Origin of the sequence: Thioclava sp. GXIMD4215, from assembly GCF_045291555.1 — a bacterium.
In the GTDB taxonomy this organism is placed as follows: Bacteria; Pseudomonadota; Alphaproteobacteria; order Rhodobacterales; family Rhodobacteraceae; genus Thioclava; species Thioclava litoralis.
The window spans coordinates 513,941-527,529 of sequence record NZ_CP149515.1 but is presented as its reverse complement, the minus strand read 5'-3'; the positions used below and the strand labels follow the sequence as shown (position 1 = coordinate 527,529).

The following is a 13,589-nucleotide window of genomic DNA, read 5'->3' as shown; positions in this document are numbered from 1 at the left end:
AATGTCGCAAATGCGCGTCGGGTTCAACTCGGGAAATGCGCCGAATGGCGGTTTCGGCGATATTTGGTAACATCCGACTTGAGGTAACTTCGTGCAGACGGGCGATATCGTGGAAAATCTTGAAGAAAATCGTCCGGTTGTGATTGGGGGCGCGACTGCGAGCGGAAAATCGGCGCTGGCGATCGCGATTGCCAAGGCGCAAGGGGGCGTGGTGGTGAATGCCGATGCGCTTCAGGTCTGGTCCTGCTGGCGCGTGTTATCGGCCCGCCCGAGCCCCGCAGAGGAGGCCGAGGCCCCTCACCTGCTTTACGGCCATAAGACACCGGGAGAAAACTACTCGGTCGGGCACTGGTTGCGGGAGGTGGCGCAGATCCTTGACGCGCATCGTGCGGGCGGGCCGCGCCCGATCATCGTTGGCGGCACGGGCCTTTATCTGAGCGCGCTGACCGAGGGGCTGGCCGATATTCCCGCAACGCCGGAGGCCATCCGGCTTGAAGCCAACCAGCGGCGCGCAACCGAAGGCGCCGAAGCCCTTCTGGCCGAGCTGGACCCCGCCACCGCCGCCCGCATCGATACGCTCAACCCGATGCGCATCCAGCGCGCATGGGAGGTGCAGCGCAGCACAGGGCGCGGACTGGCCGCGTGGCAGGATGACACCCCGCCGCCTCTGCTGCCGCGTGATCAGGCCCATTGTCTGGTGATCGAGGCCGATCGCGACTGGCTTGCCAAGCGGATCGACCGCCGGTTCGATCTGATGCTAGAACAAGGCGCAATCGACGAGGCCCGCGCCGTGCTGCCCTATTGGGACCCGCAGGCGCTCTGGGCCAAAGCCATCGGTGCGCCCGAACTGGTGGAACATCTGCTGAGTCGCCTGACGCTAGAGGAGGCGCGCGCACTGGCGCAGGCGGCCTCGCGCCAATATGCCAAACGTCAGCGCACATGGTTTCGTAGCCGGATGAAGCTCTGGCACAAGATACCGCGCCCCTGACCGCCCAGCCCTGCCGAAATGCAAAAAACGCTTGGTCAAAGCGCGACACCGGTCTTAGTCTTCCAGACGGGGTGTATCCGAGTGCTCGGAGTTTGTTATGGCAATTTTTTCTGCAAGGCCGTTTTCTGCAACCGGACGTTCTTTACCGATTGATCCCCCAGATGTCTGCTCTCCCTCGCTCTCCGGCACATCCTCTGCGCCGCCGCCCTACCGGCTGGAGCCCATCGCGCATCTGTCGCAGGCCGGACGCTGGCGGATGGAGGCCCTGCGCGCCCTGTCCGAACCCTGCCTTTACTGGATCACCCGCGGTCAGGGCCGTGTGACAATCGGCGGCATCCAACGAGGCTATGGGGCCCATAACGCGCTTTATCTGCCAGCCGGTATCATGCATGGGCTGGAAATCAGCAATACAACACAAGGGCTTGCACTGTTTCTCGGGCAAGATCACGACCCCTCCTTTCCGGCGCATCCCCACCACCTGCGTATACGCGACCTTCAGGACCAGAGCGAATTGACGGGCCTGCTGGACAATCTCGGGCGCGAGACGTGCTCTACCCGACCCGCCGCACCACGCGCCGCCCAGCATTATCTCGGCCTGCTATCGGTCTGGCTGGAGCGTCAGATCGCGCTGTCACCGCGCGACGATCTGCGCGGCAAGGCCACGCGGCAACTGGTCAACCGTTTCACCGCCCTTGTGGAGCGCGACTTCCGCGCGACCCAAAGCGTTTCGGATTACGCGATGAAGCTGCGGGTCACGCCCACCCATCTGTCGCGTGCCTGCCGTGATGCCTGTGGCCGTCCGGCTTCGGATCTGCTGCAGGAGCGGCGGCTTTACGAGGCCCGCAAACTGCTGCACGATACCGACATGCCCATCAAGGACATCGCCGCGCGGCTGGGGTTCCGCAGCCAGACCTATTTCGCGCGCAGTTTCCATAGCCAGACCGGGAGCACGCCCAGTCATTTCCGGCAGACAAGACCCTGACACCTCGATCATTTTGCCCTCGGGCATAGCGCAGAGCAATAAGCCAGCCCGCCCTTCAACGCGCTTGACCAGATATCACTCCAGTGGCGATAGAGAGGAAAACGGCTGCCCCCGCCCTTGGCGGGTCTCTTTGGCGAACACCTTGCAAAAAAGGCTCTGCCAAGGCGTTCCCCTGCCTGCCCGGCCCTTTCAGGGGGGGGGCATGTTCAACGGAAGCATGGCTCCGGAAAGGACCGGAAACACCACGCCCCTAGGGGCGCAGGTCTCGCGTGACTTAGCGTTTCGTGCCCATGCCCAGCCCTAGCCCCTGCTGTATCAGCCCCAACTCAAGGCTGATCTTGCGGCGCTGCGCATCGACATGCAGCTCTGTCGCCTGAATACGGCGGGTATGATGGGTAATCTGGCGCAAAGCGCGGCCATGATCGTCATGGGAACGGGTCTCGCGATCCACACAGGACCGGTCATCCTCCAAGACAGGATCTGTCGCACTCTCCCGCGACAAGATACGGGACTGGTACATACACACTTCCTCCCTACTGCAAGCCAGTTTCGCCTGGTTACAGTCAGGAGGTTACATGAAACAGTTAACAAGCATTTAACAGTTTTAAGCCAAACCCCGTTATAACGAAAACTTACTTTCGCCAAACGTGCATTTCCGGGCCGCGCTGCCTAGTCTTCGGGCAGGCGACAGATATCGGAGCGCGTCAGAAACCGCATCGGGCGCCCGTTATCAAGACTGAACTGGCCGCCACCCAGACCGGGGATCGCATCGATGATCAGGTCCGTATGCTTCCAGCCCTCGTATTGACTGCCGGACATGTAAACGGGCATTCCGCCGATCTCGCCCAGCTTCACGTCATTCTCGCCAAGCCGGAACTCGCCCTGCGGATAGCACATTGGCGCAGAGCCATCACAGCACCCGCCGGATTGGTGAAACAGAACCGGACCATGCTCGGCCACGATCTCTGCCAAAAGCGTCAGGGCGGGTTCGGTTGCGCTGACCTGTGTCATGCTCTTTCCCTTCTTGGCAGACCGCCCGACCCTCGCGGGCCGGGCGATCCGGAACATTTTACCCTCGAACGGCGCTTAGAAGAAGCCCAGCTTGTTCGGGTTGTAGCTGACCAGCATGTTCTTGGTCTGCTGGTAGTGGTCGAGCATCATCTTGTGGGTCTCGCGGCCGATACCGGACTGCTTGTAGCCACCGAAGGCCGCATGCGCCGGATAGGCGTGGTAGTTATTGACCCAGACGCGGCCCGCTTGGATGTTGCGACCGAAGCGGTAGCAGGTGTTCGCATCGCGCGACCAGACGCCCGCACCCAGACCGAAGAGCGTGTCATTGGCGATTTCAAGCGCCTCATTGGCATCCTTGAAGGTGGTCACCGAGACAACCGGTCCGAAGATCTCTTCCTGGAAGACGCGCATCTTGTTGTGACCGCGCAGAATGGTCGGCTGAATGTAGTAGCCATTGGCCAGCTCGCCCGACATTTCAGCCGCCGCACCGCCGGTCAGCACTTCCGCGCCTTCCTTACGACCGATATCCATATAGGACAGGATCTTCTCTTTCTGCTCGGCCGAAGCCTGCGCACCGATCATGGTCGCCGCATCGCGCGGGTCGCCCTGGATGATCGCCTGGGTGCGCTTGATGGCGCGCTCCATGAACTGCTCGTAGATGTCTTCCTGGATCAGCGCACGCGACGGGCAGGTGCAGACCTCGCCTTGGTTCAGCGCGAAGAGAACGAAGCCCTCGATCGCCTTGTCGAAGAAGGCATCATCTTCGCGGCAGACGTCGGAGAAGAAGATGTTCGGCGATTTGCCGCCCAGCTCCAGCGTCACCGGAATGAGGTTTTCCGACGCGTATTGCATGATCAGACGGCCGGTGGTGGTTTCACCGGTGAAGGCGATCTTCGAGATACGCTTGGACGACGCCAGCGGCTTACCGGCTTCGAGGCCGAACCCGTTGACGATGTTCAGCACGCCCGGCGGAAGGATGTCGGCGACCAGTTCCGCGAAGACCATGATGGTCGCGGGGGTCTGCTCTGCCGGCTTCAGAACGATACAGTTGCCTGCCGCCAGTGCCGGTGCCATTTTCCATGCTGCCATCAGCAGCGGGAAGTTCCACGGGATGATCTGGCCGACAACGCCCAGCGGCTCGTGGAAGTGATAGGCCACGGTGTCCTCGTCGATCTCGGACATGGTGCCTTCCTGGCTGCGCAGGACGCCTGCGAAGTAGCGGAAGTGGTCGATGGCCAGCGGAACGTCTGCCGCGCGGGTTTCACGGATCGGCTTGCCGTTATCCCAGGTCTCTGCCGTTGCCAGCAGTTCGAGATTGGCTTCCATACGGTCCGCGATGGCCAGAAGGACAGCGGCGCGTTGCGCGGGCGAGGTTTTGTGACCCCAAGCCTCTTTTGCAGCATGGGCGGCATCAAGCGCGTCATCGACGTCCGAAGCATCGGAGCGGGCGATCTCGCCGATCACACCGCCGGTGAGGGGCGTGATGTTCTCGAAATAACGGCCCGCATTCGGAGCTTTGAACTGACCGTTGATGAAGTTGTCATAACGCTGACGGAAAGGCGAAACCATCACGCCTTTGAATTCGGATGCCAGATCATTGGCCATTTTTGTCTCCTCCCAAAGAACTCCGGCATATGCGCCGGTCTGGATGTATCTTTACAACAAACAACCGCTTTGCATAGGCGCTATGCATAGGAAGAAAGTCGTAGATGTCTCACAGGTGAGACAGCCCGCCTTCTGCCCGCCGCCAGACACGCGGTCAGACACGCGGCCGCGTCAGACCTTCAGGCCCAGAAATTTTGCCTTGCGATAAAAGGTTGCGCGCCCGATCCCCAAGGCACGGGCGGCAGCGGTCACATTGCCCCCGCTGCGCGCCAGAGCACGCGACATCTCGGCCCGCTGGGCGGCATCCAGCCCCTGTTTGGGGGCCAGATCCAGCAGATCGGCGGCGGGAATCGTCCCCAGCACACCGCAGTTCAGGTTCAGCCTGCGCCGTGCCGCGCGGGTTGCCCCAACCACCAGATCATCGCGGTCAAGCGCCAGCAACGCCACGCTCTGGCCACCGCTTTCCTCTTCGGCCAGCGACACGATCCGCGCATCGGAATATTGCGACCGGAACAGCGCCGTCTCGATTCGCTGCGCGGTGTCCTGAACGCTGACCGCCAGCAGCCGCGCATAAGAGGCATCCAGATCCAGACGCGCGGAGCTGACATCAATCACCCCCGACAATAGCCCGCTCGGTCCGAAAATCGGGGCCCCGCTACAGCACAGCACGGTATTGCTCTCGCGGAAATGATCCTCGCGCCAGATCGTGACGGGGCGTTCCTCGGCCACACAGGTGCCGATGCCATTGGTGCCTTCGGCCTGCTCCGACCAATCGGTGCCGGTGACCAGATTGCAGGACTGGAACCCGTCGATATCGGCGCTGCGGATACGTTCATCCAGCACGACACCATGCGCATCCGACAGAAAGACACTGCAACCGCTATCGGCCACGGTCGCGGCGAGCCGGTCCAGATGCGAGGCCGCCAGCCGGATCATCGGGCCGACGATCTCCTGCCGGTCACGAATCTCGTTGGATGTCAGGCGCTCGCGGCCCGGTGCAACCGAAGGGTCCAGTTTGTGGTGAATAAATGAACGGCGCCAGCTTGCAGCGACGCCCGAACGTCCTGCCGCAGAATTCGACGCAATCACAGCCTGAATACGATCGCTATGACGGTCTTTCATGGACTCTTGCATAATACGCAAATTGAAAAGCCTCCCCTCTCTTCCCTGCACAAGCGAAGGATAGGCCGGAAGCGCTTTTCAATGCAAACGCTGTCTGAGCGATGGGCGCCGCTCAGACCCGAAGTCAAGGAGATCAAAGCTCTCCGTCTTCGTCGTCCTCGCCTTCATGGCGCTTGCCGCGGAAGCCTTGCGCCACCACGAACTTCTCCGAACTATCCGAGCGGGACGCCGGAGGTTTGACATTGGCAACCTTCGTAAAATTCTTTTTCAAGATGGTCAGCAATTCGTTTTCTGCCCCACCTGCCAAGACCTTAGCCACAAAGGTGCCGCCCTCTTCCAGCACATCGAAGGCAAAATAGGCGGCCGCTTCGCATAAGGCGATGATGCGCAGGTGGTCGGTGTTCTGGTGCCCCGAAGAAGCCGCCGCCATATCGGACATCACCACATGGGCCGTCCCGCCCAGCCACGCCTTCACCTTATCGTCAGCACCCTCGGAAAGGAAATCCAGCTGGTGCACTTCGGCCCCCGCAATCGCATCGACCTCCTGCAGATCGACGCCCAGAACGGTGCCCACCTTCTTGCCCGATTTCTCGCCAAGCGCGTTCACACGCTTGACCGCCACCTGACACCAGCCCCCCGGCGCACAGCCAAGGTCAACCACCCGCGCCCCCGGCACGAGGAAGCGGTATTTGTCATCAAGCTCAAGGATCTTGAACGCCGCCCGCCCGCGATAGCCTTCCTTGCGCGCCCGCGCGACATAGGGGTCGTTCAACTGGCGCTCAAGCCAGAGCGTCGAACTCAGCTTGCGGCCCTTTGCCGTTTTGACCCGCACGCGCAGATCGCGCTGGCCCCGACCCGAGGTGTTCTTGCCCGTAGGTGTCTTGACCATACTCTACTCCAGTTCTTCAAGGACGCCATCGGCGGCCATCTGTGCATATAACAGGCCCTCGCGCAGGCCACGGTCGGCCACGGAAAGCTGGTTGGTGGGCCAGACCCGCATCAGGGCCTGCAGGATTGCCGCCCCCGACATGATCAGCGAATGACGGTCCCGCCCGATGCGCGGGTCAAGCCGCCGCCCGTCAGGCCCAAGCCGCAGGAAGGACCGGATCACCCCGTCAATCTCCGAGGTGTTCATCATCAGCCCGTCAACCCGATTGCGGTCATAGCGACGCAGGCCCAGATGGCAAGCAGCAACCGTGGTGACCGTGCCCGAGGTGCCGATAATCTGGAAGCCTTCCTGCGGGCTGCCCGAGGCATAGGGCGTAAAATCGGCCAGCTTTTCCTCGAAGAACCAGCTCATCAGCGCAAAGCGCGCCGCATCATCCTCGACATCGCCATATTGGTCCTTCAGCGTGGCCACCCCCAAAGGCACCGAAATCCAGTCGACCACCCGCGCGGCAGGCCCCGGCATGTTGCTTTGGTCAAATCCGTTCGCCAGCCGCATGATGGCCCGCGCCCGATCTCCGGGCGGGACATCCTCGAGGTCGATCCACACGAGTTCCGTCGAGCCGCCCCCGATATCGACCACCAGCACCTGCTCGGTATTGGGCCGCACCAAAGACCCGCAAGAAATCACCGCAAGGCGGGCCTCTTCTTCCGCCGGAATGATCTCCAGCGGCAGGCCGGTCTCGCGCCGGACATAGCGGATGAAGTCACGCGCGTTGCGGGCGCGGCGGCAGGCCTCGGTGGCCACCAATCGCATCCGCTTGACGCGGTGTTTCTCGATCTTGCGGCGGCAGATCTGCAACGCCTGCACCGTTCGCGCCATCGCAGAGCGCGACAGCCGACCCGAGGCTTCCAGCCCCTGACCGAGTTGGACAGCTTTCGAGAAGCTGTCGACCACATGGAACTGAGAGCCCTTCGGACGGGCAATCAGCATGCGGCAGCTATTGGTGCCCAGATCCAGCGCGGCATAAAGCTCGTTGGAGTCTGGACTCGGGCGCACGGGGTGCTCTACCGATATATTCGGGAACGCGCCCGCAGCCCTGGGACGCTTGGGCGTCATGGTCACGCCCTCCGATTTCAAGTTGCCTCCAATCTATCCACTCCCCTCCGGAGTATCAAGAGAGCCAAAGCAAATCCGCCCCGCGAATAGCCAGACCGTCTACACCTGAAATGACACTGGATACGGCCCCGAATGCGGCAGTGGCCTGTCCGGCTCCGGATCTCCTGCGTGATCCTCTGGCGCGAGCCGCGGGTCCGCGCATCGAATCACGAATAGGCCGCGCTGCGATATTCCCATTCAGCCGCCCATCCCGTAGAAAAAGACCAACAGGAGATCTGACATGACCGAAGACATCTATAGCCATCTCACACAGCTCGGCGGCGAGACCAAGCTGCCGCTCTCGCCCGATCAGGCGGTTCTGGAACGCGTGCCCAACCCACATCCCGGCACGCGCTATACCGTGCGCTTTGTCGCCCCCGAATTCACCTCGCTCTGCCCGATGACAGGGCAGCCCGATTTCGCGCATCTGGTGATCGACTATATTCCGCGCGACTGGCTGGTAGAGTCGAAATCGCTCAAGCTCTTTCTGGGATCGTTCCGCAATCATGGCGATTTCCACGAAGCCTGCACCGTCGGCATCGGCAAGCGCCTTGCCGAAACACTGGACCCCGAATGGTTGCGCATTGGTGGCTACTGGTATCCGCGCGGCGGCATTCCGATTGACGTCTTCTTCCAGACCGGCCCCCAGCCCGAGGGCGTCTGGATCCCCGATCAGGGCGTTCCGCCCTATCGTGGCCGCGGCTGAGCAGGTTTTCACAGTGAGAAAGAACGCGCCCCCTTTCGGGCGCGTTTTTGTTTGCGCAAACGATCCGCAGGCACCGCTTGACTTCCGGCCCCTAGGGAAACTAAACCGTTAATTGCATTTTAACAGGAAAGATCAACTCATAATAAGCATGTTTATAATACCGTAACCGATATGCGCGATCTTCTCCTTACGTAAAGCGTTCCGGCGTCGCTCTTCACCCCATTACGCGATCCGTCGAAGCGCTCTCATTCCCGCCCGCACTTGATGGCAGCCTGTTCGGGCGGGAATGAACGTCTTGATTCTGAAGGCCCATCAGGAACGTAAACGGAACATTTTGAGCTTGCTCAGAAAACGGTCAGCCTACATCCCGTGAAAAAGCGGAAATCTATGGCTCTGATCGTTAAATATTAGCTTAAGTTTGAGAAACAAACCGTTGAATTGCCAAGATTTCACCCAAGGATCAAAGGGCTTTATGGCGGGAATGTGACCAAAACCCTCGATTTCAGGGGCATCATCGGAAAAGATGGTCTCATTGCGGCAAAATGAAGATGCGACCGACGGATTTCGTCCAAATTTGCCTTAAAGTTTATACAATCGTAAACCAAACGTTTACTCACGAAGATGCACGTTTTAGCGTGTAGTGGGGTAAAATAACTGGGGGAACGCACTGCCATGCGGTTCCAATTTCTGCGTAATGCAGTGAGACACGAGGGGTCGTGTCCACTGCGCTCATTGGCTATGCCCAAGAGCAACTTTACAAAACGTGTTCTAGCGGGTCTGACCGCTGGCACGACGGCTGCGCTTCTTTCGGGATGCACGGTCGATCACCCGAAAGTCACGCCATCCGCGCGGGCTTCAACTGCCGCATTTGCGGCCTCGCATGATGACCTGTCACGACAGGTCGCGCCGCGTGTGTCATCCAGCAATATGGCCAGCAACAGCCAGCTTGCCACCGATTTCCTCGAACTCGGGTTCGAGCTTGAATCGGGGCGGCCCCTGGCACAGTTCACGCGTTTCGAGGGGCCGATTTCGGTGGTTCTCACCGGCAAGGTTCCGGCGCGAGCGCCCAGCGAGCTGGGCACGCTGATCTCGCGGCTGCAACGCGAAGCGGGCATACCGATTTCGGCTAAAACCGGTAATTCCAACAGGATAACGGTCGAATTTGTGCCACGACGCGAGATGCGCAGCCTGGTGCCAAGTGTCGCCTGTTTCGTGACGCCCAATGTCACCTCCTGGGAGGAATACCGCAAAACGCGGCGTTCCGCGGTCTCGGACTGGACGCGCGTGAAGCAGCGGACCCGTGCGGCGGTGTTCATTCCGGCAGATGTGTCAGCGCAAGAGCTGCATGACTGCCTGAACGAGGAAATCAGTCAGGGGCTCGGGCCGCTGAACGATCTGTATCGCATTCCGGATTCGGTCTGGAATGATGATAACTTCGTCTCCACCCTCACCCGTCATGACATGACGATCCTGCGGGCATGGTATGATCCGGCACTGCATTCGGGCATGAGCCAGCCCGAAGTCATGGCGGCGCTGCCCGCTGTGCTGTCGCGGATCAATCCCTCGGGCGGGCAGTTCAGCCGCGTGCTGTCGGACCCGACACCGCGCAGCTACGAGGATGCCGTGAACCGCGCGATGGCCTCGGGCGGGGCCGGTCGCCGGCAGGCGGCGGCGCGGCAGGCGATCCAGATCGCGGCGGCGCAGGGCTGGACGGATACCCGCATGGGGTTTGCATGGTATCTTCTGGGACGGCTGTCGCCCAATGATCCCAATCAGGCGCTTCAGGCCTATCTGAAAGCCAGCGAATATTTTGCGATCACGCCACGGGCCTATATGCAGACAGCGCATACCGATATGCAGCTTGCGACCTTTGCGCTGGGGTCCGGACGCGCCGATCAGGCCATCCTCCTCAGCACACGCGGATTGCAGAATTCCAGCGCTTCGGGCAACGGAAAGCTGGCCTACGAGCTGCAAACGATCCGCAAGCAGGCGCAAAAAACGCTGGGACAGAGCGGCGGCGCGATGATGGCTTTCGCGGAATGATCCCGACGGGGCCGCTGCATTTTCCTGTAGCGGCCCCGTCTATTACGGCTGTCTTTTGCAACCGGATATGCCACACTGGCTCCCGACCCGCCCATAAAGATACCCGAGATGTTCCGTCCCTTCCTTCTTCGCCTCCGCCAGCATCAGGTGCCCGTATCCTTGCGGGAATATCTGGCCTTTCTGGAAGGTCTCTCGCGCGGTTTATGTCTGTATGACAGCGAGGCGTTCTATTATTTCGCCCGCAGCGCGCTGGTAAAGAACGAAGCCCATATCGACCGGTTCGACAAAGCTTTCTCTGCCACTTTTCAAGGGCTTGAGACGCTTTCTTTAGACGATGTCCTTACCGCCTTCGATCTGCCTGAAGAGTGGCTGACAGCCCTTGCCGAGGCCACGCTCAGCCCGCAGGAAAAGGCCATGATGGAGGGTGCGGGGAGTTTCGAAGACCTGATGAACACCCTGCGCGCGCGTCTGGCCGAACAGAAAGACCGCCATCAGGGGGGCAGCAAATGGATCGGTACGGCGGGTCGGTCCCCTTTCGGGGCCTATGGCTATAATCCCGAAGGGGTGCGGATCGGGCAGGATAGATCACGTGAAAGACGTGCCGTAAAGGTCTGGGATAAGCGGGAATTTCGGGATTTCGATGATGGTCTCGATCTTGGCACGCGCAATATGAAAATCGCGTTGCGTCGTTTGCGGCAATGGGTGCGCGAGGGCACCACCACCGAGCTGGACCTGCCCAACACGATCCGCGCCTCCGCCGATGCGGGCTATATTGATGTCAAAACCCGTCCCGAGCGGCGCAACGGTGTGAAACTGTTGCTGTTTCTGGATGTGGGCGGCTCGATGGATGACCATATCACCTTGGTGGACGAGCTGTTTTCGGCCCTGAAGACCGAGTTCCGGCAGTTCCGGCACTTCTATTTCCATAACTGTCTTTACGAATATGTCTGGACAGAGAACCGCCGTCGCTTCACGGAGCGGCTGTCGACATGGGACATCCTGCACCAGTATGGCAGCGATTACCGCTGCATCTTTGTCGGCGATGCGGCCATGTCGCCATATGAAATCGCGGTTGCGGGTGGCGCCAATGAACATTGGAACGACGAGCCGGGCCAGATCTGGCTGGAGCGCGCCCGCCAGCAATGGCCGCGCCATATCTGGCTCAACCCCGCGCCGCAGTCTCTGTGGGCCCGGACCCACTCCACCCAGATGATCCGGCAGATCTTCGAAAACCAGATGTATCCCCTGACCTTGGACGGTATCTCCCAAGGGGTAAAGGCACTCTCATGAACTCCAATCTCATCCGCTGCCACCGTATCTGGTGCCGCCATCGGCTACTCTCGCTGGTCTTCGTTCTGGCGGTCGGCCTGACGGCGGTCTTTGCCTGGCACACGATCGACCGCGCGGTTTACTGGGCCGATCCGGGGCATCACGAAAGAACGCCGGAAAGCTGGATGACACCGCGTTATATTGCCCGCTCATGGGACCTGCCGCAGGATCGGGTCGAGGTCCTGCTGGATCTGTCCGATCAGACCGAGCTGGGGCATAAACCGAGATTGCGCGATCTGGCGCGCGCGGAAGGAGTACCGGTATCCGTCTTGATTGACCGTTTGAAAACAGGTCTGCCCGCTATGGTCCGCGCGGAGCAGAGCCCATGATGGCGCAGCTGACAGACCAGCTTCTGGCGCTGCTTCCTCTTTGGGGGCCATGGCTGATTGCACTGGTTACCTTCGGCAGTTGCCTTGCCCTGCCCGTGCCCGCCTCGCTCGTGATGCTGGCAGGCGGCGCCTTTGTGGCCTCGGGCGATCTGGATCTGTGGTCACTGTTTCCGGCGGCGCTGCTGGGGGCGGTCTGCGGTGACAGGCTGGGCTATGCTATCGGGCGGATCGTGGCCCGCCACCTGCCCGAACCCGAAAGCAAGCGCGCGCGCCTGATGGCCAAGGCGCTGACCCGTCTGGACCGCAATGGCGGCTGGGCGATCTTCCTGTCGCGCTGGCTGTTCTCGCCGCTTGGCCCCTATGTCAACTTTGCCGCAGGCACCGCCCGTTATCCGCGCCACCGCTTCTGGCTGGCCTCGGTTGCGGGCGAAAGCGTCTGGGTCTCGCTCTATATCGGGCTGGGCATGGTGTTCGGGACCAATCTCTCGGCGGCGTCGGATCTGGCGGGCAGCATCATCGGCACGATTGCCGCCGCCACGGTCGCGATTTTTCTGGGGCGCTGGCTATGGCGCAGTGTCCGCCGCAAGGCACCGCATCAGGTCTCCGATGCTGAGGGAATGCTGCCGGAGGTCCCCGTCGAGGGCCTACCGCAGGTGTCCGAATGATACGGCTTCTGGTTCTTCTGCTGCCGGTGCTGGCCGCAGTGGTGATGTGGCAGGTCTCCGCATGGTCCCTTGCGCGGCGCCTTGATAAAAGCGCGACACGCCTGAAGGACCCTTTGTTGCTGGCAGGGGTCGACCGACTGGCCGCCGCGATGGAGTTGCGCGCCATTCCGGTCTATGTGCAGGAAGTGCCCACGATCAACGGCCTTGCCGCGCCGGACGGGCGGGTATTCCTGACACGCGGCTTCCTGCGGCGCTACGAAAGCGCCGAGGTCGGCGCCGAAGAGTTACTCTCGGTCATCGCGCATGAGCTGGGGCATGTGGCACTGGGGCATTCGAAGCGGCGGATGATCGACTTCGCGGGACAGAACCTTGTGCGGATGCTGATCTTTTCGGTTCTGGGGCGGATGGTGCCGTTTCTCGGTCCGCTGCTGGCCAATCTGGCCACGCGGGCTTTGGCCGCGCGCCTCAGCCAGCAGGACGAATACGAGGCCGATGAATTCGCCACCGCGCTGATGATCAAGGCGGGCTACGGGGCCGAGCCGCAAATCCGGCTTTTCGAAAAGCTCGATGCCCTGACCCGGCAGGGACCACGCAGCACGCCCGCATGGCTGATGACCCATCCCGAGACCCGCCTGCGGGTCGAGACCATCCGCCGGAATGTTGCGAAATGGACGGGCACGGGATCAAAGCCGCCATCGGCCCCGCCTTCGGGCCGCCTGCAATAATTCTTACTTTCGCAGGATTTAGGCGCTATCGTGCCGCAAA

Annotated in this window: 14 protein-coding genes; 8 read left to right on the top strand and 6 right to left on the bottom strand. The window is 61.2% G+C overall.

The features are described 5' to 3' along the window. The first annotated feature begins 106 nt into the window (after window positions 1-106). The gene (gene miaA / locus WDB86_RS02530; protein WP_406737069.1) at window positions 107-988 is read left to right on the top strand and encodes a tRNA (adenosine(37)-N6)-dimethylallyltransferase MiaA; all 882 of its coding nucleotides are present in this window, start codon (window positions 107-109) and stop codon (window positions 986-988) included. A 97-nt stretch (window positions 989-1,085) separates the two neighbouring features. Further along, the gene (locus tag WDB86_RS02525; protein WP_406736503.1) at window positions 1,086-1,970 is read left to right on the top strand and encodes a helix-turn-helix domain-containing protein; all 885 of its coding nucleotides are present in this window, start codon (window positions 1,086-1,088) and stop codon (window positions 1,968-1,970) included. A 274-nt stretch (window positions 1,971-2,244) separates the two neighbouring features. Here the strand turns inward: WDB86_RS02525 and WDB86_RS02520 are convergent, their stop codons facing one another. The 6 genes from WDB86_RS02520 to WDB86_RS02495 form a co-directional block, all read right to left on the bottom strand. After that, window positions 2,245-2,490 (bottom strand): hypothetical protein, encoded by a 246-nt coding sequence (locus WDB86_RS02520; protein WP_339107383.1) that lies wholly within the window; start codon window positions 2,488-2,490, stop codon window positions 2,245-2,247. 149 nt (window positions 2,491-2,639) lie between these two features. Then, entirely contained in the window at window positions 2,640-2,981 is a 342-nt protein-coding gene (locus tag WDB86_RS02515; RefSeq protein ID WP_406736502.1) for a DUF779 domain-containing protein, read from the bottom strand. Window positions 2,982-3,056: 75 nt separating this feature from the next. Beyond that, the gene (gene adh, locus WDB86_RS02510) at window positions 3,057-4,586 is read right to left on the bottom strand and encodes an aldehyde dehydrogenase (protein ID WP_339107385.1); all 1,530 of its coding nucleotides are present in this window, start codon (window positions 4,584-4,586) and stop codon (window positions 3,057-3,059) included. A 171-nt stretch (window positions 4,587-4,757) separates the two neighbouring features. Beyond that, on the bottom strand, window positions 4,758-5,708 hold the full coding sequence (locus WDB86_RS02505; RefSeq protein WP_406720818.1) for a helix-turn-helix domain-containing protein: 951 nt from the start codon (window positions 5,706-5,708) through the stop codon (window positions 4,758-4,760). 133 nt (window positions 5,709-5,841) lie between these two features. Then, complete coding sequence (locus tag WDB86_RS02500; protein WP_339107387.1) at window positions 5,842-6,597, bottom strand: RlmE family RNA methyltransferase; 756 nt, start codon at window positions 6,595-6,597, stop codon at window positions 5,842-5,844. Between the two features lie 3 nt (window positions 6,598-6,600). Next, on the bottom strand, window positions 6,601-7,713 hold the full coding sequence (locus WDB86_RS02495) for a Ppx/GppA phosphatase family protein (protein WP_339107388.1): 1,113 nt from the start codon (window positions 7,711-7,713) through the stop codon (window positions 6,601-6,603). A 280-nt stretch (window positions 7,714-7,993) separates the two neighbouring features. Here WDB86_RS02495 and queF point away from each other — a divergent pair, with 280 nt between their 5' ends. The 6 genes from queF to WDB86_RS02465 all read left to right on the top strand — a co-directional run bounded on the left by queF (window position 7,994) and on the right by WDB86_RS02465 (window position 13,549). Then, window positions 7,994-8,458, top strand: coding sequence for a preQ(1) synthase (gene queF / locus WDB86_RS02490; RefSeq protein WP_339107389.1), 465 nt, complete (start codon window positions 7,994-7,996; stop codon window positions 8,456-8,458). A gap of 738 nt (window positions 8,459-9,196) precedes the next feature. After that, entirely contained in the window at window positions 9,197-10,501 is a 1,305-nt protein-coding gene (locus tag WDB86_RS02485; protein ID WP_406736501.1) for a DUF2927 domain-containing protein, read from the top strand. 108 nt (window positions 10,502-10,609) lie between these two features. Next, the gene (locus WDB86_RS02480) at window positions 10,610-11,791 is read left to right on the top strand and encodes a vWA domain-containing protein (protein WP_406736500.1); all 1,182 of its coding nucleotides are present in this window, start codon (window positions 10,610-10,612) and stop codon (window positions 11,789-11,791) included. Next, window positions 11,788-12,159, top strand: coding sequence for a hypothetical protein (locus WDB86_RS02475; protein ID WP_406720821.1), 372 nt, complete (start codon window positions 11,788-11,790; stop codon window positions 12,157-12,159). Before WDB86_RS02480 ends, WDB86_RS02475 begins: the two co-directional genes overlap by 4 nt. Continuing rightward, window positions 12,156-12,824 carry a DedA family protein gene (locus WDB86_RS02470; protein ID WP_339107393.1) on the top strand — a complete coding sequence of 223 codons (669 nt, stop codon included), beginning with the start codon at window positions 12,156-12,158 and terminating at the stop codon, window positions 12,822-12,824. Before WDB86_RS02475 ends, WDB86_RS02470 begins: the two co-directional genes overlap by 4 nt. Continuing rightward, the gene (locus WDB86_RS02465) at window positions 12,821-13,549 is read left to right on the top strand and encodes a M48 family metallopeptidase (RefSeq protein WP_406736499.1); all 729 of its coding nucleotides are present in this window, start codon (window positions 12,821-12,823) and stop codon (window positions 13,547-13,549) included. Before WDB86_RS02470 ends, WDB86_RS02465 begins: the two co-directional genes overlap by 4 nt. Window positions 13,550-13,589: the final 40 nt, after the last annotated feature.